At 58.8% G+C, this 22,936-nt stretch carries 19 protein-coding genes; 16 read left to right on the top strand and 3 right to left on the bottom strand.

Annotated features, from left to right (window positions below; genetic code table 11):
- Window positions 1-35: 35 nt before the first annotated feature.
- Complete coding sequence (locus ABG996_RS03835; protein ID WP_161160074.1) at window positions 36-1,397, bottom strand: ATP-binding protein; 1,362 nt, start codon at window positions 1,395-1,397, stop codon at window positions 36-38.
- A gap of 41 nt (window positions 1,398-1,438) precedes the next feature.
- Window positions 1,439-1,654, bottom strand: a complete 216-nt coding sequence (locus ABG996_RS03830; protein ID WP_161160075.1) for a hypothetical protein — start codon at window positions 1,652-1,654, stop codon at window positions 1,439-1,441.
- A 435-nt stretch (window positions 1,655-2,089) separates the two neighbouring features.
- Here ABG996_RS03830 and arcC point away from each other — a divergent pair, with 435 nt between their 5' ends.
- The 6 genes from arcC to ABG996_RS03800 all read left to right on the top strand — a co-directional run bounded on the left by arcC (window position 2,090) and on the right by ABG996_RS03800 (window position 8,978).
- On the top strand, window positions 2,090-3,052 hold the full coding sequence (arcC, locus tag ABG996_RS03825; RefSeq protein WP_006235166.1) for a carbamate kinase: 963 nt from the start codon (window positions 2,090-2,092) through the stop codon (window positions 3,050-3,052).
- 433 nt (window positions 3,053-3,485) lie between these two features.
- Window positions 3,486-5,381: a BglG family transcription antiterminator gene (locus tag ABG996_RS03820; protein WP_347478457.1), complete on the top strand. Its 1,896-nt coding sequence runs from the start codon at window positions 3,486-3,488 to the stop codon at window positions 5,379-5,381.
- 115 nt (window positions 5,382-5,496) lie between these two features.
- Window positions 5,497-5,823, top strand: a complete 327-nt coding sequence (locus ABG996_RS03815) for a PTS lactose/cellobiose transporter subunit IIA (RefSeq protein WP_346978890.1) — start codon at window positions 5,497-5,499, stop codon at window positions 5,821-5,823.
- A gap of 46 nt (window positions 5,824-5,869) precedes the next feature.
- On the top strand, window positions 5,870-6,163 hold the full coding sequence (locus ABG996_RS03810; protein ID WP_346978891.1) for a PTS sugar transporter subunit IIB: 294 nt from the start codon (window positions 5,870-5,872) through the stop codon (window positions 6,161-6,163).
- Between the two features lie 9 nt (window positions 6,164-6,172).
- Window positions 6,173-7,522, top strand: a complete 1,350-nt coding sequence (locus ABG996_RS03805) for a PTS sugar transporter subunit IIC (RefSeq protein ID WP_346978892.1) — start codon at window positions 6,173-6,175, stop codon at window positions 7,520-7,522.
- Window position 7,523: 1 nt separating this feature from the next.
- Window positions 7,524-8,978, top strand: coding sequence for a family 1 glycosylhydrolase (locus tag ABG996_RS03800; RefSeq protein WP_267489792.1), 1,455 nt, complete (start codon window positions 7,524-7,526; stop codon window positions 8,976-8,978).
- A 453-nt stretch (window positions 8,979-9,431) separates the two neighbouring features.
- Here ABG996_RS03800 and ABG996_RS03795 read toward each other — a convergent pair whose 3' ends face one another.
- On the bottom strand, window positions 9,432-10,262 hold the full coding sequence (locus ABG996_RS03795; RefSeq protein ID WP_346978893.1) for a C39 family peptidase: 831 nt from the start codon (window positions 10,260-10,262) through the stop codon (window positions 9,432-9,434).
- A gap of 564 nt (window positions 10,263-10,826) precedes the next feature.
- Between ABG996_RS03795 and ABG996_RS03790 the strand changes: the two genes are divergently transcribed.
- From ABG996_RS03790 to ABG996_RS03745, 10 genes are all read left to right on the top strand, one after another.
- Complete coding sequence (locus ABG996_RS03790) at window positions 10,827-12,278, top strand: APC family permease (protein ID WP_055310077.1); 1,452 nt, start codon at window positions 10,827-10,829, stop codon at window positions 12,276-12,278.
- 131 nt (window positions 12,279-12,409) lie between these two features.
- Window positions 12,410-13,687 (top strand): metal-dependent hydrolase family protein, encoded by a 1,278-nt coding sequence (locus tag ABG996_RS03785; protein ID WP_055310078.1) that lies wholly within the window; start codon window positions 12,410-12,412, stop codon window positions 13,685-13,687.
- Window positions 13,688-13,804: 117 nt separating this feature from the next.
- Complete coding sequence (locus ABG996_RS03780; RefSeq protein ID WP_347478460.1) at window positions 13,805-15,190, top strand: histidine kinase; 1,386 nt, start codon at window positions 13,805-13,807, stop codon at window positions 15,188-15,190.
- A gap of 38 nt (window positions 15,191-15,228) precedes the next feature.
- Window positions 15,229-15,963: a LytR/AlgR family response regulator transcription factor gene (locus ABG996_RS03775; RefSeq protein ID WP_346978895.1), complete on the top strand. Its 735-nt coding sequence runs from the start codon at window positions 15,229-15,231 to the stop codon at window positions 15,961-15,963.
- Window positions 15,964-16,054: 91 nt separating this feature from the next.
- Complete coding sequence (locus ABG996_RS03770) at window positions 16,055-16,999, top strand: zinc dependent phospholipase C family protein (RefSeq protein ID WP_346978896.1); 945 nt, start codon at window positions 16,055-16,057, stop codon at window positions 16,997-16,999.
- Window positions 17,000-17,232: 233 nt separating this feature from the next.
- Window positions 17,233-18,483 carry an MFS transporter gene (locus ABG996_RS03765; protein WP_346978897.1) on the top strand — a complete coding sequence of 417 codons (1,251 nt, stop codon included), beginning with the start codon at window positions 17,233-17,235 and terminating at the stop codon, window positions 18,481-18,483.
- 182 nt (window positions 18,484-18,665) lie between these two features.
- A complete protein-coding gene (locus ABG996_RS03760; RefSeq protein WP_346978898.1) occupies window positions 18,666-19,853 on the top strand; it encodes a glycosyltransferase in 1,188 nt (395 codons plus the stop codon).
- The gene (locus tag ABG996_RS03755; RefSeq protein ID WP_347478461.1) at window positions 19,850-21,193 is read left to right on the top strand and encodes a histidine kinase; all 1,344 of its coding nucleotides are present in this window, start codon (window positions 19,850-19,852) and stop codon (window positions 21,191-21,193) included. Before ABG996_RS03760 ends, ABG996_RS03755 begins: the two co-directional genes overlap by 4 nt.
- A gap of 72 nt (window positions 21,194-21,265) precedes the next feature.
- The gene (locus tag ABG996_RS03750) at window positions 21,266-21,982 is read left to right on the top strand and encodes a LytR/AlgR family response regulator transcription factor (protein ID WP_022094115.1); all 717 of its coding nucleotides are present in this window, start codon (window positions 21,266-21,268) and stop codon (window positions 21,980-21,982) included.
- A gap of 95 nt (window positions 21,983-22,077) precedes the next feature.
- Window positions 22,078-22,545 carry a YfcE family phosphodiesterase gene (locus tag ABG996_RS03745; protein ID WP_117821523.1) on the top strand — a complete coding sequence of 156 codons (468 nt, stop codon included), beginning with the start codon at window positions 22,078-22,080 and terminating at the stop codon, window positions 22,543-22,545.
- Window positions 22,546-22,936: the final 391 nt, after the last annotated feature.

The following is a 22,936-nucleotide window of genomic DNA, read 5'->3' as shown; positions in this document are numbered from 1 at the left end:
GTTATGGAGGGGGCTTGGTTGTTGGTTCAGATGATCTAGAGAGATATGGGTGCAAATGAGAAATCGTTGTTGGGGTCGTCCTTTTCCATAAACTCATCGAGGCAGAATGTCATATAGATTGGAACGTACAGGATCTTGCCCTCTTCGCTAAGGTTTTCGTGGCTCAGCACAACGGCCTCGGGAATCTTGTACTCGCCCACACTCATCAGGCGATCGAGGGCCGCATGTGCTCGAACTTTCTTGCCCGATTTGACTTCGATTGGGACAACATGTCCTCGGGCGCCTTCGATTACAAAGTCGACTTCACCGACCTCACGTGTTTGGTAGTACCACGTATCTGCTCCGAGGGCAACAAGCTCCTGCGCGACCACGTTTTCATAGAGACCGCCGAGGTTGGGGGTTTTCATATCTAGATATACAGCGCGTGCCGTGCTACCGGGATATCGCGATGCGAGCATTCCTGTATCGGACTCGTATAGTTTGAAGGCGGCTGCCTTCTCTGTCCTCTTAAGAGGACTCCGGGCCTCCGTCACCTGGGGGACCATCAATCCAACGCCTGCGTTCACCAGCCATAGGAAATCCTGCTCGTATTTTTGAAGACGAGCTCCCTCGCCTAGAGACGAGACGATAAAGCGATGGGACTCCGCCTCAAGCTGAACGGGAATTTGCTCGAAAATGGAGCGAACGTTAAACGCTCGAGTCGATGCATATTTAGAGATATCGCTTTTGTACTGATCGACTAGCTGAATTTGAAGCTCACGCGTTCTCACGAGCGAATAGCCCGAATCGATATAGTTCTGAACGACCTCTGGCATGCCGCCGCAAACGATATAGGCTCTAAAGTTTTTGAGCATCGCCTCATGAATATAGTTTTCGACGGGACGTCTCTCGACAAGGCAGCTGCGAATGTCTGCAAGCACATTCTCGCTGATGCTGTTTGCCCAACAGAACTCTTCAAAATCCATCGGTCGCATAACAATGTGCTCGACATACCCCACCGGAAAAGAAGAGATCCCCTTAAACTCAGTCCCAAGCATAGACCCCGAGAAGACATAGCTAAAGCGTCCGTCCTCGACCAGCGCCTTCATAAGTGTAACGATCTGCGGATACTCCTGAATCTCATCGACGAAGATAAGCGTGTCTCCTTCAACAAGCGGTGCATCCGCAAGAAGGGCCACACGGTTGATGAAGTCAATGGAGTTCTTAGCGCCAACAAGTACGTCTCTTGCCTCGGCATCGAGTAGCAGATTGACCTCATAATACGAAGCGTAGTTGCTCTTTCCAAACGCGCGAATTGCATAGCTCTTGCCAATCTGACGCGCGCCAGTAACAAGCAACGCTTTATTGGATTTGTTCTTCCAGCTCAAAAGCCTGTCAGTGACCTTACGGCGTAGCATTAAAACTCCTCAATGACAAAAATTGGCAAATAGATTTGACCCTAATCATACAAAAATTGGCAAATAGATTTGACCCAAATCATACAAAAATTGGCAAATAGCAAAGCTCGCTTAGGCCTCAAAGCCAGCGAGCCAGCACGGTACTTTGCGAAAAGGCTGGCGGCGCCGTTGTTGAGGGTGGCCAGGTTGGCAGTGGCGCCGTTAGCGTTCTCGGCTGCTTGGGCGCGCAGGAGCGAAAGGGCGTCGGCAGCGTTCATGCAGAAGCCGACGGTAAAGTTCCATACTGCGAACTCGCAGTCGCTTGCCGCGGGGTGAAGCGCGATCGGCTATCCCTTATGTTGGATGAAAAGCCCCATGTTTTTGCAGGGATGCATACTCGTCAAATTAATGTATAGAATCGCGTATAGTGCGAGTAAGATATTGCGCTGTCCGTTTTGTGTTTAGCAAAGATATAGTTTGCATAATCTGGTCTAATCCCTGCTCTATTTAAATAAAGTTGCACGTAAATGGCGTAGATATACCTGAACTGGGCTTCTTTACGCTGAGCGGGTAAAATCGACCGTTCGCCGCTTAGGTATTTTCAAAATGAATAAAATGAGCGATAAAGAGAATATAAACCCTAATAAACTCGCGTATCGCACGGACGCGGGTTATTAATGGGTTGTAGGCCTTTTACAGAAAGGATTCCAGCAATGTCTAAGCCTCTTGGCAAGCCCGATCGTATTGTCGTCGCCCTCGGCGGCAACGCCCTCGGCAACAACCCCGTCGAGCAGATCGAGGCCGTGAGCAACACCGCCCACGCTCTCCTCGGCCTCATCGAGCAGGGCAACGAGATCATCATCACCCACGGCAACGGCCCGCAGGTCGGCATGATCCAGAACGCCTTCGCCGCCGCCCACGACGCCATCGGCACCCCCGAGATGCCGCTGCCCGAGTGCGGCGCCATGTCCCAGGGCTACATCGGCTATCACCTGCAGCAGGGCATCGGCCGCGAGATGCACAAGCGCTACAAGCGTTGGCACGCCGCCACCGTCGTCACCCAGATCGAGTGCGATCCCGACGATCCCGCGTTCAAGAACCCGACCAAGCCGATCGGCCCCTTCTACACCGAGGAGCAGGCCAAGGAGTTCATGGCCGAGGATCCCTCCAAGGTCTTCGTCGAGGATTCCGGCCGCGGCTGGCGTCGCGTCGTCGCCTCCCCCGATCCCAAGAAGATCGTCGAGGCCGACTCCATCCTCAACCTGCTCGACAACGAGTTCATCGTCATCGCCTGCGGTGGCGGCGGCATCCCCGTCGTCCGCGACTACGAGAACAAGGGCTGCTACAAGGGCGTTCCCGCCGTCATCGACAAGGACCTGGGCGGCGAGCTGCTGGCCGAGGACTGCGACGCCGACGTCCTGTTCCTGCTGACCGCCGTCGAGCACGTCGCCATCAACTTTGGCAAGCCCAACCAGGAGGAGCTCGAGGACCTCACCGCCGACGAGGCCGAGCGCCTGGCCGACGAGGGTCAGTTCGGCAAGGGTTCCATGGAGCCCAAGGTCCGCGCCGCCATCAAGTTCGCCCGCTCCCGCAAGGGCCGCACCTGCATCATCGGCGCCCTGGACAAGGCCGCCGAGACCATGGCCGGCCTCTCCGGTACCCGCATCCACGAGTAGCCCCTACTCCGTTGCCTCTCCCGTGGGCGCCAGGCAAAGCGCCCACAAACTAGCCTCTCTTCATGAGCCCCGCGGTCCGCTCCGACTGCGGGGCTTTTGCTATTCACCTAGTCATTGGGGACAAACCCGGCACTTGGGGACGGTCCTTTCCTGCCGGCAGCTTGGGACAGTCCTTAATAGTCATTGGGGACGTTCTTAAACGACTAGCCAAACAAGAACGTTCCCAACGACTACTCATTTAAGTCTGTCCCCAATGACTGCCCAATGGCTGGGAAGGCGCATCCCACACCGACGCATTGCCTTCGGGCCCTCTCCCCAGGCTCTCCATAGCTCAGCTGGACTCCCCGCAACCTGTTCCGAGTTGGCGGAACGAGCGCGACGTGGAGTGTCATTCTTTACCGCGTTAGACTAGACGCAGGGAAAGGAGGAGGACATGGATGCTCGCGTCAAGCAGCTTGTAAATATGATCGAGGACGCTCAGCCTGTCGCTGTCGCGGTACTTGCCAAGCGTCTCGAGGTAAGCGAGCGCGCCGTGAGAAACTATATCCATCGCGCAAACGACAACCTTGCAGGGGTTGCACGCATCGTTGGCAGCAAGGGGCAGTATCGTATCGATGTTGCACGTGCAGATGAGCTTGCTCGCTTGCTAGACGGTGCGGCTCTGGCCCATCCGGGCATTCCTGATACGCGCGACGGCCGTGTGTCCTTCCTTCTTAACGACCTCCTCATGCGGTTCCAGTGGGTGACGATTGAGGAGTATGCGGATTTACTCTACGTTTCGGCGCGAACTCTGTCCAATGACATGCGTCTGGTAGAGCAGAAACTCGCCCAATTTGACTTAACGCTCGAAAAGCGCCCACGCTACGGAATCCGCGTTGCGGGCGGGGAGTCGCAGCGGCGCCTGTGCCTGGCCTCGCTGGTGAGGCCCGTGTTGCCCGACACCGACGATGCAAAGCTCGCCGAGCGCCTGCGGGCCATCGCCGCATGTGTGGACGATGCTCTGACGGCCTCGCCCGTCACGGTGAGCTCGCTGGCATCCCGCAATCTCATCATGCATCTTTACATTGCTCTTGGCCGCATCGAGCAGGGCTGCTATGTCCCAGCTGCAGAATCGGACGTTCAAAAACTGGAGGGAACGCGCGAATACGCCGCGGCTTTCCAGATTGCCGCAAACATCAAGGATGCCCTGGGCGTGAGCATGCCCCGAGAAGAGGTTGCCTTTATCGCAATCCATTTGCTCGGCAGGGGCACGGGCGTGCCCGAGAAGGGCTCGGCCGTTATCTCGGACGAGATGTGGGAGATCGCTTCCGAGATGGTATGTGCGGTCAACGATGAGTTTAGGTTTGACTTTAGCAGCGATCTTGAACTTCGCATGAACCTTGCTCGGCATATTGGCCCTCTGGGTTATCGCCTTGAATATCACATGCATATGGATAACCCCATGCTGCCCGATATCAAGACGAGGTTTCCGTTGGCCTATTCGATGGCGGCCGGCACCTCGCAGGTACTCGAGCGTCATTTTGGCAGCCAGCCCTCTGATGAGGAGCTCGGCTACATCGCCATGGCATTTGCCCTGGCCCTCGAGCAGCAAGCCGACCAGCCGCGTCGCAAACGCATCCTGATCGTGTGCGCCTCGGGAGCGGGAAGCGCCCGTATGCTCGAGCACCAGTACCGCAAGCAGTTTGGTATGTATATCGAGTCGATTGAGACATGCGACGTCGCCCGCGTGGGAACGCTCGACTTTTCGCACATCGACTACGTGTTCACAACGGTGCCGCTCAACGTCAAGTTGCCTGTGCCCGTCCGCGAGGCCGATTTCTTCTTGGAGACGAGCGATGTCAACGCTATCCGCAAGGTGCTGAGTGATGACGCTGCGCAATCGGACTCCCTGAGCGCTTTCTTTAGCCGTGCCCTGTTCTTCAACCGCGTTGAGGCGTCGTCGAAGCAGGCCGTTCTCCGATATCTCTCCGAGCGCGCCGTCGAGAGCGGCCGTGTCGATGCCCAGTTTGCCCAAGAGGTTGCCGAGCGCGAGAGCGCGAGTGCCACCTCGTTTGGCAATGGGGTGGCCATGCCCCATGGGATGCATCCTTTGAGCGCCGAGGCCTTTGTTACCGTGGGCCTGCTCGAACATCCCATTCTTTGGGACGAATACGGCCATGAGGTCGATATCGTCTTTATGGTGTCGTTTGCCCGGTCGGGCGGCGATGAGACGCGGATCTTGAGCTCGCTGCTCGCTGAGATCTTTATGGACCGCCAGGGGGTCGAGCGCTTACGCGAGCGCCGGTCCTGGCATGAACTGATGGCGCTTGTGCAAGCGCATACGGCTTAAGGCTTCTTTTGTCGAAAACCCTGCCTGCCTGCAATAAACCTCGAGGATTGCGGGTGGGAGATAGGCGTTTCGAATATTCAAGTACAAACCAAACATCACGGGAGAGGAGACCGTTATGGACGATCAGGGAACCGAGATGGTTTCGTTTCAGCTGGTCGCTGCAGCGGGAGAGGCGCGCAGCCTTGCCTTCGAAGCCCTTGAAAAGGCAAAGGCGGGGGATTTTGACGCTGCCGCCAAACTCATGAAGCAGTCAAAGGATGTGGGAATCAAGGCTCACCACATCCAAACGCAGCTGCTTTCGACCGAGGCGGCGGGCGAGCATCTGTCGGTGGATGTGTTGCTGGTCCATGCTCAGGACCACCTCATGTGCTCCATGCTTGCTCAGGAGCTCGTGCAGGAGCTGATCTGCCTGTATGAGCGCACTGCAGCCAAGAACGCCTAACGGCGTGCGGCGACTATCCAACCAATCAATGCGAAGGGAATCCCTTATGAAGATCCTTCTTGTTTGCGCAGCTGGCCTGTCTACAAGCATTCTGATGAAGAAACTCGAGAAATACGCGGAGCAAAACGGCATCGTGCTCGATATCGATGCGGTGGGTATCGGCGAGTATCAGGAGACCTGCGCCGATTATGACGTGCTGCTCTTGGGGCCGCAGGTGTCCTACCAGCTCAACACCGTCAAGCAGGGGAGCGGTAAGCCGACCGCGGTCATCCCCGCACAGGACTACGGCATGGGCAACGCCGCCAACGTGCTGGCGCTCGCCCAGTCGCTGTTGGGCTAGGAGGCGACCATGGAAAAGTTCATGACCCTGCTTCAGGAAAAACTGACCCCTATTGCCAATTTCTGCGGCACCGAGCGCCACTTTGCCTCCATGCAAAAGGGCTTTATGAGCGCGATCAGCTTCATCTTGGTCTCTGCCGTCTTTATGATCATCGCCAACCCGCCGGTCACGGCCGACCTGGTGGCGCAGGGCGGGTTCTGGTCCGTCTTTGGCCCTTGGCTCGATTTTGCCACGGCCAATAAGCTCACGCTGCTCATCCCGTTCAACATGACGATGGGCATACTGTCGGTGATCGTGACGTTCGCAATCGCCTATAACCTGGCGGGCACCTACAAGATGCCCAAGCTTAACGCCGGTATGACCTCGCTGGTGATGTTCCTGATCGCCGCGGCGCCGTCGTCCTACTACCAGCTTGCTGATGAGTCCGTGCTCCAGGCGGTCCCCTGCACCTATCTGGGTGCGCAGGGCCTGTTTACCGCCATCATCGTTGCCCTGGTCTCCGTCGAGGTCACGCGCTTCTGCCAGACCAAGGGCATCACCATCAAGATGCCCGATGGCGTGCCGCCGTTTTTGTCCGAAACCTTTGGCGCCATCGTGCCTATGCTCGCCAACATCCTCATCTTCTTTGGTGGCAACCTGCTGATCCAGATGATCGATCCCACGCTGTCCATCCCCTCGGTTATCGAGAAGCTGCTCGCTGCCCCGCTTTCCGTCGCAGTTGACTCTGTGCCCGGCGCACTGCTTATCTGCTTCATGACGCTGCTGTTTTGGTGCTTTGGCGTCCACGGCAACATGATCGTGATGCCCATCACCGCCCCGGTCACGCTTGCCGCCTTTGCTGCCAACGCCTCACTCTACGCTGCTGGGCAGCCGCTTGAGTTCCACCCGGTACTCATGTCGATGGTCATCAACCTCATCGGCGGCACGGGCAATACGTTCTCTTTTGTGGCGCTCTGCGCGTTTAGGGCAAAGTCGCAGCAGCTCAAGGCATTTGGCAAGGCATCGATCGTGCCGAGCTTCTTCCGTATCTCCGAGCCCGCGATCTTTGGCGCACCCATCATCTTCAACCCGATCCTCATGATTCCGTTTGTGCTGGGCGGTATGATTTCGGCCCTGCTGTATTGGGGTGCAATCTCACTGGGTCTTGTCTCTAACTTCTACATCTTGGTGAGCGGCACGTTCCCCATCTTCGTTCAGGGCTTTGTCCAGTGCCTCGACCCGCGCATCTGGGTGTTTACGATCGTTTTGATCGTGGTCATGGCTGTGGTCTGGTACCCGTTCTTTAAGGTGTACGATAACCAGCTCCTGGCTCAGGAGCAGGAGAACGCCGCGGCAGCTTCTGCCGAGGATGCTGAGTAGCATGAGTTACTTTGACAGAACGTCTGCCGCCGGTATGCCCGAGGGCTTTTTGTGGGGTGGTGCCCTCGCCGCCAACCAGGCCGAAGGGGGCTGGAACGAGGGCGGCCGCGGCATGTCGCACTCCGACCTGATCCCACAGGGTTCCGACCGCTGGGATGTAATGTTTGGCAGGCAAAAGCCCGTGGACGATCCGGACAGGCTGTATCCATGCCGCTGGGGCAACGACTTCTTCCATCATTGGCACGAGGATGTCGAGCTCTTTGCCGAGATGGGCTTTAAGTGCCTGCGTCTTTCAATTTGCTGGAGCCGTATTTTTCCCACAGGGATGGAGGCCGAGCCCAACGGCGAGGGCTTGGAGTTTTACCGTCAGGTATTCGAGGCGCTGCGCGAGCATGGAATCGAGCCGCTTGTGACGCTGTCGCACTACGACTATCCGTTGGCTCTGGTCGAGCGCTATGGTGGCTGGCAAAGCCGAGAGATGATCGAGCGGTATGCGCACTACGTCGAGACCGTCGGACGCGCGTACCAGGGCCTCGTGCGTTATTGGCTTACGTTCAACGAGATCAACAGCGTGGCGCTGTCCTATCTCAACGCGGGTGTCACGCTCGAGGATGAGCGTGACCGTGCAGCCGTGACTGCGGCGTTCTCGCACCATATGTTTATGGCGAGCGCTCGCGCTGTCGAGATTCTGCACAAGATCGATCCCGCAAACAAGGTGGGTTGCATGGTCGCTGCCGGTGCGACCTATCCGTACCGTTGTGCGCCCGAGGACGTATGGCTTGCGTATGAGGAGGACCGCGGCCGCTACTTCTACACAGACGTGATGGCTGCGGGCGCCTATCCTGCTTGGAAGCTGCGTGCACTCGAGAAAGAGGGTGTTCACGTGCCCTTTGAGCCGGGCGATACGGAGTATCTGGCAGAGCATACGGTCGACTTCATCTCGTTCTCGTACTATTGCTCGCGCTTGGTGTGCGCCGATGATCAGGTGATCGCCGAGAAGGCGGAGGGCAACGTGTTCCCGACGTTGCGCAATCCGTACCTCAAGGATAAAGAGACTGCCTGGAAGTGGCAGATCGATGCGCTGGGTTTGCGCGTGACGCTTGCCGGCTACCACGATCGTTACCATCTTCCGCTCTTTATCGCCGAGAACGGTGTGGGCGGACTCGATGCGCTGGAAGACGGCAAAGTCCACGATGCGTATCATATTGATTACCTGCGAAGGCATATTCTTGCGCTGCGCGATGCAATTGTCGAGGACGGTGTTGACCTGATGGGATACACGCCGTGGGGCTGTATCGATTTGGTGTCGGCCTCGACGGGGCAGATGAAGAAGCGCTATGGCTTTGTTTATGTCGATGCCGATGATATGGGCAAAGGCACGTTCGATCGCTACCGAAAGGACAGCTTCTGCTGGTACCAAAAGGTCATTGCATCAAATGGCGAGGACTTGAGTTAACTCTTGCAGGTCTGTTGCCCCCGCGGTCCGCTTCGGCCGCGGGGGCTTTTGTTATTGAGGCGGCTGTTCATGAGGAGCATTGCAGGCTGCGGAAACCCGGCACTTGGGGACGTTCCTTTCCTGCCGGCAGCTTGGGACAGTCCTTAAAGGCCGCATCGATCAACTGCGGAAAGCACATCCCAGAATGAGCGTCCAACATGGGGTGCGGTTTCCCTTGAGGCCCTCAATCGGAAAATGCATCCCGGATTATTGTCGAAAAGCGGTCCCTAGTTTCCCAAACGGGTCGCTAACGGAAAGCGCACCCCGCTATTGGGCCCCAAAGCAGGATGCGCTTTCCGTGCTGGCAGTTCCAAGCAGTTCGGGATGGCCCTTTTCGTCTGCTCTCGGCCGGCGTCCGTAAGACTGTCCCCGACGACCACTCATTTAAGTCTGTCCCCAATGAGTGCCCAATGACTAGTAGTAGGCCCACATGGCTTCGACTTCGTTGAGGACCTCTACGACGCCCCAGCGGCGGGCGCTGCGGCTGGCCGAGTTGGGATCGAAGACTTCAATCTGGTCGGTGTCGTCAATACCGTAAAGCACAATGTAGTGGCCCACGTTGGTAAAGGTGCCCGGCCGAACGGCGGCGATGACGGGCGCTCCCGAACGCAGCGCCTGAGTCATAGAGTCGCGATCGTTATGGAGCTCCGTTCCGTTAAGTCCCAACTGCCATGCGCCGCTCGTCATAAACGACCATTCGGTTGCACCGGTGGGGGCGTAATTGCCCGCCTCGGAAAGCGCGCACATATCGACGGGGGTCATATCGGTGCGTCCCGTCTTAAAGATGTAGACCATGGTGAGGCACGTAGGCCCGCAGGCATTTTGGCGGATGGTGCCGCCGGCGTAAGACAGCTCCGACCACGCAGGGTCGATCTGATAGATATGGGGCATCGTGCCGGCTTGCCATTGCGAGCGTGGGGTCGAAAAGGCGAAAGAATAACCGGGTGCGACGGGGGCCTTGAGCAGCTTGTCCTCCGCGGTGGGCTCGAGACCGGCCGACCCGTGGGACATACAGGAGCTCATAAGCACAAAGACCAGACAGGTAAGGATAGAGCACAGTGCGAGGCGAAGTCGACGAGCCGGCAGGGCGGGGGCATTCGCGTGCGATGTCGAGCGGTAGGGCTTGCCGTCGCGTCCGCCTTGGGGATGCGAAAAGAAGCGGTTGATATGGATGCTGGGCTGACGTGCGCCGTTGCGGCGTAGTTGCGGAACCTCGGCCTGACGCTGTCGAGTGCGCGCGCCCAAGCGGCTATCTTGCTGCGCGCTTGTGCCCGTGCTCGGACGGCCACTCTGCCGCGTTCTGCTTGCCTGCTGCCGAGATGAAGGCCTGGGTTGCTCTTGAGGGCGTTGCGGATTGCCGCTCGTGGCACTTCTGGGCGTCGGCGTGGTACGGCCAGCAAGGCGAACGCTTTGTCGCCGTTGATCACCGTCGTTGTATCCGTATGCCATTCGTACCGCCTTGTCTCATGTATAACCTGTCCATCCTACAAAAAAGATATGCAACAAATGGGTCTGCGCGTCAAAAGCTCGGTAAACGGTACGAAAGGCGCAAAACACACGGCCTCAAAAACATCTCTATATGCGTCCGATGAGCGTACGCCCGTCGGGCGGGCGGCAACAATGAACGGCAAACCGTGCCGTTCGTCCCAAAAACGGCGCCGCTCATATGCGAGTTCGGCCTTCGGTCGAGCCATGGGCGGCCGTGCTGCGCCAAGGCCGTATTGTAAAGCCACGAAATAAAAGAGCGCGGCAAAACAGACCGCGCAAGGGGTGACGTCAAGGGGCGTCAAAAAGGAAAGGAGGGGAACAATGGCGGACAAGAACGCAGAAGTTGCAGTCGAGGATAACGGCGGTATGAAGAAAACGCTTTCGCTCTGGAACTTCTTCACCATCGGTTTCGGTGCCATTATCGGTACCGGTTGGGTTCTGCAGGTCGGCGACTGGATGGTCGTGGGCGGCGGTCCCGTTCCCGCTATGATCGCATTCCTCTTGGGTGCAATCTTCCTCGTGCCCGTCGGAGCTGTTTTCGGTGAGCTCACGGCTGCTATCCCCATTTCGGGCGGCATCGTCGAGTATGTCGATCGTAGCTTTGGCCGTACGCTGAGCTACATCACCGGATGGCTTTTGGCTCTGGGCAACGGTATCCTGTGCCCGTGGGAGGCCATCGCCATTTCGACCCTCGTGTCCGAGATGTTCGGCAGCCTGCCCGGTCTTGAGTGGCTGCGCGCCGTCAAGCTCTACACCATCCTGGGCGCCGACGTTTACCTGTTCCCGACGCTGATCGCGCTCGGCTTTGCAGCCTACGTCATCTTCCTCAACTTCCGCGGTGCCAGCTCGGCCGCCAAGCTCCAGGCCTTCCTGACCAAGGCCCTGCTCTGCGGCATGCTGCTCGCCATGGGCGTCTCGCTGTTCACCGGCTCGCCGGACAACGCCATGCCCGTGTTCTCCCAGGTCACCGGCGCTGGCGGCGGCAAGGCCGCTACCGAGGGCGCCAGCCTGTTCGCCGGCATCGTGTCGGTCCTGGTTCTGACCCCGTTCTTCTACGCCGGTTTCGACACCATTCCTCAGCAGGCTGAGGAAGCAGCCGAGGGCCTCAACTGGAACAAGTTCGGCAAGATCATCTCCCTGGCCCTGCTGGCCGCCGGCGGCTTCTACATGGTCTGCATCTACTCGTTCGGCACCATCCTCGACTGGCATGAGTTTGTTAAGAGCCCGGTTCCCGCGCTTGCCTGCCTCAAGGGCATCAACATGCTTCTGTACCTGGCCATGCTCGTCATCGCCACGCTTGGACCCATGGGCCCGATGAACTCCTTCTACGGCGCCACGAGCCGCATCATGCTCGCCATGGGCCGCAAGGGCCAACTGCCCGAGAAGTTCGCCGAGGTCGACCCCAAGTCCGGCGCTCCCAAGCTCGCCTGCGTCGTTCTGGGCGTTATCACCGTCATCGGTCCGTTCCTGGGCAAGAACATGCTCATCCCTCTGACCAACGTGTCGGCTCTCGCCTTCATCTTCTCCTGCGGTATGGTCGCCCTCGCCTGCCTGCGCATGCGCTTCACCGAGCCCGACCTGCCTCGTCCCTACGAGGTACCCGGCGGCAAGTTTGGCATCGGCCTCGCTATCGCTGCCTGCGCCATCATCATCGGCCTGCTCGTGATCCCGTTCTCTCCCGCCTCCCTCAACATGGTGGAGTGGAGCATCGTAATCGGCTGGTTGGCTATTGGCCTGGCCCTCATGGCTTTCACCAATTCCCGCAAAAAGTAACGCCTAGCCGGGGCGGATCGGGTGCGCGGGGCCCTCTCTCCCGCGCGCCGAACCCGGCACCACTTGGGTAGCTTTGTGAGGCCTTAACCCAACACGGCCTCGCCCACTATATGGATCCATAAGGAGGAACCATGTCCACTAAGTATGCAATCGTTGGCGGCAAGCTCATCGACGGTACCGGTGCCGAGCCGGTCGAGAACTCCCTCGTTCTCGTCGACGACAACGGCAAGATCGAGTACGCCGGCACTATGCAGGACCTTCCCGAGGGCGTTGAGGTTATCGATGCCGCCGGCAAGACCGTCCTTCCCGGCCTGATCGACACCCACCTGCACTTCTCGGGCAATCTGACCGACGATGACACCGATTGGGTCATGCAGCCGCTCCTCGAGAAGCAGGCCGTCGCCGTCAAGCAGGCCTACGACTGCCTCACCCACGGCCTCACCACCGTCTGCGAAATCGGCCGCTTTGGTATCCAGATCCGTGACTGCATCGACAAGGGCGTCTTTAAGGGCCCGCGCGTTCTGGCCACCGGCCTCGGCTTCTGCCGCGTTGCCGGCCACGGTGACTCCCACCACTGCACCCAGGAGCTCAACAAGGAATCCCATCCCTGGGGCGACCAGGTCGACGGTCCTTGGGATCTGCGCAAGGCCGTCCGTCGTCGCCTGCGCGAGAACCCCGATGCCATCAAGATCTGGGCTACCGGTGGCGGCATCTGGCGCTGGGACTCCGGTCGCGACCAGCACTATTGCTCCGAGGAGATCCAGGCCGTAGTCGAAGAGGCAAAGATGGTCGGCATCCCCGTGTGGAGCCACTGCTACAACAACCACGCCGCTGCCTACGATTCCGTTCGCTTTGGCTGCGAGCAGCTGATTCACGGTTTCGATATCGATGAGCGCACCATGGACCTCATGGCCGAGCAGGGCACCTTCTTCACCCCGACGATCGCCTTCCTGCCCACCTGGTACGCCACCTATCCGCCCGTCTACGTCCCCGAGCTGCACGACAAGTACGAGGGCACCCTGGTCGAGAAGGAGCTGCAGCGCAACTACGACTGCCTGCGCGAGGCCAAGAAGCGCGGCGTCGTCATGACGATCGGCTCTGACTCCTTCTCCTTCGTCACCCCGTACGGCACCTGCTCCATCGAGGAGATGTACGAGTTCGTCGACAAGATCGGCTTCACCCCGGTCGAGACCATCACCTGCGCCACCCTCAACGGTGCCAAGATGTGCCACATCGAGGACGAGACCGGTTCCATCGAGGCCGGCAAGTGCGCCGACCTGCTGGTCGTCAACGGTGACGTCGCCGCCGACATCCACGTGCTCAACACCGACAACATGGACGTCATCATGAAGGACGGCTGGATCGTCGAGGCTGGCACCTTTGGCGAGGCCAACAAATACAGCGCCTAAACTACCGTTCATCGACGACTGGATGTAAAACACAGCATTTGATTGCATAATGCAATGGAGAGGGTCGCTTGCGGCCCTCTTTATTGCTATGGGTGCGATAGATAAAAGGGGATGACGGTGGATTTAAACAGGCTGATTCTGGGCAAGAGCTACAACTCTACCAAGGTCTTTCGTACGGCCCAGCATGTGGTCCAGGCCATCCTGCTCGGCGTTGTCGTTCCGGCGCTTATCCTGCTGCTTATCTGGGATTTAACCGATAACCCCAATCCCGTTCCGGGCGTTGTCGTTATTGCCGGCATGGTCATGCTGTGCTTCTTTTTCTCGTATGTCTTTGTGGTCCCCGACGACCTCACATCGAGCGCAACCGACCGTACGCTCGCCATCGCATCAAAAATATTCGCCTACACGTCGCGCGGCCTTACGCCCGAAGCGGCCCTGGGCGCCTCTAAAATTATCCTGTCCGAGACCATCGCCTCTGCCATCTGCTTTACCGATGGCAAACAGGTGTTGGCAAGCTGGGGCGAGGACTCGGCAAAGTGCCCCGCCGGCACCCCGGTCGTGCTCAAGACCACGCTCAGTGTGATTGAGACGGGCGAGCAGAGCGTGTTTTCGCGCGACACCTCCAATGAGACGGGCGGTTATTTTCCCCGCCTGCGCGCCGGCATTGTCGCGCCGCTTACCGTGCGCGGGCATTGCGTGGGCACACTCGAGCTGTACTATCCCCGCCTGAGCAGCATTGATATGCGCCAGACGGCCCTTGCCTCGGGTTTTGCCGATCTAATTTCCACGCAGCTCGCCAGCTTTGAGCTCGAGCGCCAGGACGAGCTCACGGCCCGCGTTGAGCTCCGCGCCCTGCAGTCGCAGGTCGACCCGCATTTTCTATTCAATACCATTAGCACGATCGTGTCGCTCGTTCGAACCGAGCCCGACAAGGCGCGATCGCTGCTGATCGACTTTTCCAACTACTATCGTCAAACGCTTTCTGACTCCGATACGCTCACCACGCTCGAGCACGAGGTGGAACAGGGCGCTCGTTATATCAATCTTATGCAGGCCCGGTATGGCGACGGCCGTCTGCGCGTTTCGGTCGACATCGACTTTGAGGTGCGCGACAGCCTGGTACCGCCGTTTATCTTGCAGCCGCTGCTCGAAAACTGCATCAAGCATGCGCAGCGCGAGATCGAGCCGCTTTCTATTCGTGTTAGGGCTTTTGAGACCGATGACGGCTTGGAGATCATCGTCGAAGATGACGGCATCGGAATGAGCGAAGAAGTCTGCGCGCATCTGTTTGAGCAGCATCGCCGAGAGGGGCCCGAGAGCATTACCGCCGACGGCTCCGTCAAGCGAGGTTGCGGCCTGGCGCTCTTCAACGTGCTTCAACGCATCCATTTCTTTTACGGAGAAGATTCTGGCATGCGCGTGAAGTCCCAGGAGGGCGTGGGAACGCAGGTCATCGTTGAGTTGAACGGCGAGCCGCATGAGCCGGCGCCGCTAACGGTGTAGCACGCGGTTGGATTGAGAGAAAAAGAGGGGAAGCGCATATGTCCGAAGGCTGGAACATCTTGGTGGTTGATGACGAGCCTCCAATTAGGGCTGAGCTACGCTATCTGTTGGAAAAGGATACGCGTGTGGGTCAGATTGCCGAGGCGGGCAATGTCACCGAAGCCGTGGAGTCGATTCTGTCGAACAAGCCCGACGTGCTGTTTTTAGACATTACCATGCCCGGTCGCTCGGGAATTGAGCTTGCCGAGACGCTGCAGAACCTAAAGACGCCGCCGGTTGTGGTGTTTGTGACGGCATTTGCCGAGTATGCGGCCGATGCCTATAACCTCGATGCTGTCGATTACATCGTCAAACCGGTCGAGGATGCCCGCCTGTCAAAGGCACTCGACAAGATCGAGACTGCCCTGGGCGCTCGCCGTGTCGTCCATGCTCCGCGCCAGCCTTTGCGCCTGACGGTGGATCGCGGGGGCAAAAAGGTGTTCATTCCCGTGGCGGATGTCTGCTACTTTGAGGCGCGCGCCGATTTTTGCAACGCCGTCTGCGCCGAGGGGACGTACCTGATCAATGAGTCGATTTCCTCGCTCGAGCGCCGCTTGGCCTCCGAGGGCTTTATCCGCGTCCACCGCAGCTATCTGGTCAATTTGGAAGACGTGCACAATGTCGAGATCGGCTCCACGGGCCTTATGGAGCTCAGGCTCGATCGCGTAACCTCGATGGTGCCCGTGTCCCGCCGTCGCGCTGCCGAGGTCAAATCGCACTTGGGGCTTGCGTAAGGGTCGGTGTGCCATCGTTTGCCGTTACAGGTTTGGCATGACTGTGCGGTGGGCATAATGGATTGCATCGAATGAAATCGAAAGGATTATTATGCCCGCGCTCATTACGCATCATCTGTTTGGCGAGGAAAGCATCGACCGTCTTCCGCAGGGCGTTATTACGTCCGACGAGGAGCGCATCGCCTTTATCCTGGGAAACCAAGGTCCCGACCCGTTTTTCTTCCACATGCTCACGCCGCGCATCTCCGACTGTATGTCGCTTGCTCAGGTCATGCACCGCTCGCGCATGTCGCGCCAGTTTTCGTGCCTGCGCGACGGCGTGTCGCGCCTGCAGCCGCGCGATGCCAATCTGGGTCGCGCCTTTGCGCTGGGCCTGCTGTCTCACTATGTGCTCGACCGCAATGCCCACCCCTTTGTCTACGAGCAGCAGTTTGGCATTGTTGATTCCGACCCCGAGCTCGAGGCTTCGGGCAGTCAAGTTCACGCCGTGCTCGAAAGCGACCTGGACGTGCTGATGCTGCAGCTCAAACGTGACGGTGCCACGGTCGAGGATTATCCTCCGGCGGGCGAGATCGTCACTACCGACCGCATCAATCGCGTTGCCGGCGTGCTGATGAGCTACGTCGCCGGGCGCGTGTACGGCATCGATGTCCCGGCGGGGGAGTACGGCGGCGCCGTAGCCGACATGCAGCTGCTCTACCGCACTATCGAGCCGGCCGGTTCGGCCAAGACGCGCGCGATTGCCCTGCTCGAGGGCTTGGTGCACGATTATTCGCTGCTCGACGGCCTTGCGCACCGCGTGACGACCGAGCTGCCCGAGCGTACCGGCAACCTGGGCCACTTGGCATGGAAGAACCCCTTTACCGATGAAGTCTCGACCGAGAGCTTCCCCGAGGTCTTTGACCGCGCGCTGCTCGATTACGAGTGCACGGTTGCCCGCTTTATCGAGACCGGCGATATGGAAGCCGTGACCAACCACGTCAATTACAGCGGTCGCGTGCTCGGCGCCGACGAAGAGTTCGACCGCGAGGAGTAGCAAGCTGCCTCGCCCATACTCTCCAATAAGTTGCGGTGGAATAGTTCCTGAATGAAGCCCCCGGAGGGCTAAGCGGGAACTATTTCACCGCAACTGCGTTGATGGGATGGCGTTTCGCCCTGCGTGTCCGTATGACCGCTCCTGTCCCTTTGCCGAATCCTTACCGGCGCTTCTGGACAATTGGGGTACGATGAACTAACTGCATATCGGGCGAATACGAAGGGGCCCTGTCCATGAAATACACCAAGCTCGAGCGTAACTGGGTTATGTACGATGTGGGCAACTCGGCCCTCGTGCTGCTCAATACCTCGGTGGTGCCCATCTACTTTAACGCCATCAATACCGGTGCTTCCTCGGCAGACCTGGTGGTCGCCTGGGGCAACGCGCAGACGATCGCCTCGCTGGTCATTGCCATGCTCATGCCCATTCTGGGCGCGCTTGCCGATTACGCCGGCAACAAGATCAAGTTCTTCTTGGGCTTCTTCCTCACGGGCCTGGTTCTTTGCCTGGCGCAGGCTATCCCCATGTCCGCCATGGCATTTTTGACCGTGTACGTGCTGTGTACCATCGGCCTTAACTCTTCCATGACGTTCTACGACGCCATGCTGCCCGACATTACCACCGACGAGCGCATGGACGCCGTGTCCAGCTCGGGCTATGCCTGGGGCTACATCGGTTCCACCGTGCCGTTCATCATCTGCCTGGCGCTTATCATGGGTGGCCCCGCTCTTGGCGTCCCCACCATGCTGGCAACGCGTCTGTCGTTTGTCATCACCGGTGCCTGGTGGCTCATCTTTACCCTGCCGCTCATTCGCACCTATAAGCAAAAGTACGGTCGCGAGCGCGGTCCCCAGGACACCATCGGCCACATCGTGGGCGGCGTGTTCTCCGAGGTCGGACACACCATGCGCGAGATCGCCCACAACAAGCCCGTGCTGGTCTACATGATCGCGTTCTTCTTCTACATCGATGGTGTCCATACGGTCATCTCCATGGCAACCAGCTACGGATCGGCTCTGGGCATCGACTCGACCCAGCTGGTACTGGCACTGCTCGTTACGCAGTTCGTCGCTTTCCCGTCCGCCATCATCTACGGCAAGCTCGCCGGTCGCGTGGGCACGCTCAACATGATCATGGTGGCCGTCGCCGCCTACATGGGCATCGTGCTCTTTGCCGCGTTTTTCTTAAAGACCGCCTTTGAGTTTTGGGTGCTCGCCATTTTGGTCGGCTTGTTCCAAGGTGGCGTGCAGGCGCTCAGCCGCAGCTATTTTGGCCGCATCATCCCCAAGGAAAAGTCCAACGAGTACTACGGCTTCTTTGATATCTTTGGCCGCTACGCAAGCGTGATGGGCACCTTCCTGGTGTCGGTCGTCACCTCGCTGACCGGCAACCCGTCGCTGGGCGTCCTTTCCATCGGCGTGCTGCTGGTGCTTGGCTTTGTGCTGCTGGTCCGTCTGTCCCGCATGGCTCAGACGGCGGCGTAAGACAACTGGGCTCAGTACGGCAATTGTGCCTATCCGCAGCACTCTTTTGGAAGTAGCCGCATAAATCATTCTGACTTCCGAACAATGTTTAGCCCAAGTGGGTATGATGGAACCAGCTAGGTCGCGGGGCGTCGCCTGTGTTTGGCGGCGCCCCGTTTTTGTGTTGCAAGGAGGGTAAAGGTATGAACGCCACGGTTGTGATCCCAACATATTGGGCAGGCGATGATACCCAAGCAAACGCTCCCGGCACCTACGATCACTCGACGTCGCTCAATGCCGCCAACCCGGAACTCGATCGCTGCCTGACTTCGCTCGAACAGGTACGCGACATTCCGCGCATCATTCTCTTGGTGGTCTGTCCGGTTTCTGCCACGGCCGACGTATCCCATCGCGTGCACGAAATCGTTAATGCGCATCCCACACTTAAGGTCACCATCGTTACCAATACTCAGGCTTCGCGTGTTGCCGACCGCGTGGCGCAGATTGCGCCCAAAGGCTCGGGCGAGTGCGTGAGCCTGCGCGGCTACGGCGCCATCCGCAACATGGGTCTTGCCTGCGCGGCCGTGTTGGGGCACGACGCGGTTGTGTTTTTGGATGACGACGAGACCGTCATCGATGCCGACTTTATGAAGCGTGCGACCTATGCACTGGGCCAACAGACGCGTCAGGGCCTGCCGATTTTAGTCAAGAGCGGATACTTTTACGATCGCGACGGGTCGCCGCTGGCTCCCACGGACAAAGCGGGCATTTGCCATCGCTGGTGGACCAAGCGTATCGAGTTCAATCGCTGGATGAAAAAGGCGCTCTCGGGCACCCGCATCTCGCGCTCCAATTACGTGTGCGGCGGCCTGATGGCCCTGCATGCCCGTGCGTTTACCCGCGTGGCATTCGACCCGTTTATCACCCGCGGCGAGGATCTGGACTATCTCTTTAACATGCGCATGTTTGGCTACGACGTGTGGTTCGACAACGAGTGGACCGTGCGCCACCTTCCGCCCGAGTCCGAGAAGCGCTCGCCGCGTTTTATGCAGGACGTGTACCGTTGGTACTACGAGCGGGCCAAGCTGACGTTCGCTGCGCACCAAAAGGAGCTCATTCCGGTTACGGCCGCATCACTCATGCCCTATCCGGGCCCGTGGATCTCGCGCGAGCTCGACGACCGCGTGCGCAAGACTGCCATGGTCCGCAGCATGTTTACCCGCGAGCACGAGGGGTATCTGCGCATCTGGCGTCATGGTATTGACGAGGCCAAGACCTATGCCCGCCAAAACGCCGCAAGCTACCTGCGTTTTCAGAGTTTCTGGCCCAAGATCATGGACGAACTTTGGCGCGACGCACAACTGATTAGCATCCTGGAGGGGGCTGAATGATCGACCGCCGCGCCCAGCGCGATAATTCAATTTCAATCTTTCGCATCATTGCCGTTGCCTGCGCCATTTGCGTGCTGGTGTACTTTATTTTTGCCTTGGTGACCGGTATCGAGCCGATCGCCACGGTGATTGCCTGCGCGCTGCTGTGCATCTTTCTGTGCATCTTTATCTTTTTGACGCTCAATCCCGATTCGGTGCGCTCCCAGTACACCGAGGAGACGCTCTCGGTGGCCTCGGCCATGCTCGAGGACATTAAGGGCGGTCTGACGCAGGAGTCGGCGCGTTTGGTGTGCCGGCGCATTTTGCCCGAGACGCGCGCCATGACGGTGGCCATCACCGACGAGGGCAACGTGTTGGCCTGCGCGGGCGAGTTTGAGGAAAAACTACTGCCAGATTCTCCCATCCACACGCTTGCCACACGCTACGTTATCGAACATGGCATCGTGCAGTCGTTCAACCGTATGGTGGATGTCGTGGGCTCGGATGGCTCGCACAACCAAGTCCCCGCCGGCATTATCGCCCCCATCAAGGTGGGCGATCGTACCGTCGGCACGCTCAAGTTCTACTACAAGACCCCGCGCGCCGTCGACCGTACCCAGTACGCGCTTGCCTCGGGCTTTGCCGAGATTTTGTCCACGCAGCTCGCCATCCACGAGCTCGAGGTACAAAAGGAGCTCACGGCGCGCGCCGAGGTGCGTGCGCTGCAGGCGCAGATTAACCCGCACTTCCTGTTCAACACGCTGAACACCATTGCATCGTTTACGCGCACCGACCCGCTGCGGGCCCGCGAACTGCTTCGTGAGTTCTCATCGTTCTATCGTGCCACGCTCGACAACTCGGGATCGCTTATTCCGGCCTCGCGCGAGGTTGCACAGACCAAGCGCTACCTTACCTTTGAGAAGGCCCGCTTTGGCGAGGACCGCGTGCTCGCGACGTTCGATGTGTCCGAGGACGTGGAAGATACGCTGGTGCCGGCGTTCGTGATCCAGCCGATTGTCGAGAACGCCGTACGTCATGGTATGGGCGATGACGACGCCCTGAGGATCGACGTGACCGTTCACCAAGACGGCGAGGATGCAATCTTGATTGCCGTGGCCGATAATGGCGTGGGCATGGATGAGGGTACCGCCGCCAGACTGTTTGACGAGCGCTCTGCCCGTCCCGACGCCAGCTCTCCCCAGGGTGGCGGCGCCGGTGTGGCCATGCACAATATTTCGGAGCGCATCCATCGCTTTTATGGGCCGCACTCCTATACGCGTGTCGAATCGGCGCCGGGCAAGGGCACCAAAGTGCTCCTTCATCTTGATTTGTCAGAGAGCATCTTTGACATTCAAGAGTAAAATAAAAGGCTACGGGCTCAACGTCATGCGACGGATGCCCGGCGTAGTTAGTTGACGAAAGGTTTTATCCCTATGCTGCGTGCGATGATTGTGGATGATGAGGCGCCGGCTCGCTCGGAGCTTCGCTTCCTGCTCGAGCAAACGGGCAAGATCGGCACGATCACGGAGGCGTCGAGCGTCCGCTCCGCCATCGAGATGCTTATGGAAAGTCGCGTGGATGTCGTGTTTCTCGATATCTCGATGCCCGGTGCCTCGGGCCTGCAACTTGCCGAGGCGCTGCATAAGCTCAAAAATCCGCCGGCGATCGTGTTTGTGACTGCGTATAGTGACCATGCGGTCGAGGCATTCGACGTGGATGCCGTCGATTATCTGATGAAGCCGGTCGAGGAAGCTCGCTTGGATCGCGCGATCGAGAAGGTCATGCAACGCACCAAGCCGGTTACGGACAGCAAGGTGACCATCGAGCGTATCCCGGTGGAAAAGGGCGGCCGCAAGGTGCTCATTCCCGTGGACGACATTCGCTTTATCATGGCCAAGGACGATTACTCCTGCATCTATACCGTCGATGATCGCTTTTTGTCGACGACCTCGCTGGCGCAGTTTGAGGCCAAGCTCTGCGACTTTGGCTTCTTCCGTGTTCACCGCCGCTATATCGTCAACTTGGCGTGCGTTACGGACGTCGAGACGGTGCCCTCGGGCGCCATCCAGCTGGGCATTACGGGCGTCGACGAACGCGTGCCGGTTTCGCGCCGCCGCGTCGTGCCGCTTAAGAAGGCCCTGAGTCTCTAGCACACTGGCCCCGCAGCCCTGTAGACCCATCGTCTGCGGAGCCGTGGGGCCTTTTTGTATGTATCTGCCGAATCGTTTTTTGCGGAAGGGATCCCATGAACAGTGCAAGCGCCAAGCGCATCGACATCATCTCGGACACCCACGGCTATTTATCGCCTGCGCTCTTGGATGAGCTTGAGGGCGCAGACCTGATTATCCACGCCGGCGACCTCACGTCAGAGATGGACTACGAGCACCTATGCACCATCGCCCCCGTGCGGGCCGTACTGGGTAACAACGATTACTACCGCGACTACGGCCCCGATGTAGACCGTCTTGCACTCTTTACCTACGAAGGCCTTAAATTCGCCGTAGCCCACTACCGCGAAGACCTTCCGGTGGGATCCGTAGACGTAGCCATCAACGGCCACACCCACGTAACCAAAGAAGCCCAAGTGGGCCGTTGCTTAGTCCTCAACCCGGGCAGCGCCAGCTACCCCAGAGGCACCCGAGGCCCCACCATGGCCAGAATGCTAGTAAAAGACGGCAAGATCATAAGTACCAAGTTTATTGACCTAGACTAACCGCAACAAAAACGGGGGATGCACAATGCGTCCCCCGTTTTTCTTTAAGCCAAAGGCCGAAGTTCAACAAGATCCATCAGACCAACCCCGCCGAAGAGCACGCGGGCTAGCCGCGCAGCGGCGCACGCCCGCAAAACTGGTTGAATAATGTGACGGCAGGGAGGGTCTCCGGGGCTGAGGGCGGGGGTTAAGTTTGCTGCTCTCCAGTCCTGCGCAAGACGGAAAGCACATTAAGTGCTTTCCTTTGCGTGCGGAACTCGCGACAAACTTAACCCCCGCCCTCAGCCCCGGAGACCCTCCCGGAGGGACCCAAAGGTTGATTTCCGATCTCAGCCGAACACATTGAGCAAATAGGCCATTCCCACAGCTAGCCGAACGCCCCCGAGGCCCC

The sequence above is a fragment of the Collinsella aerofaciens genome (genome assembly GCF_039836695.1).
GTDB lineage: Bacteria > Actinomycetota > Coriobacteriia > Coriobacteriales > Coriobacteriaceae > Collinsella > Collinsella aerofaciens_BD.
Note: the sequence above shows the minus strand (reverse complement) of the source record. Positions and strands in the feature narration are given on the sequence as shown.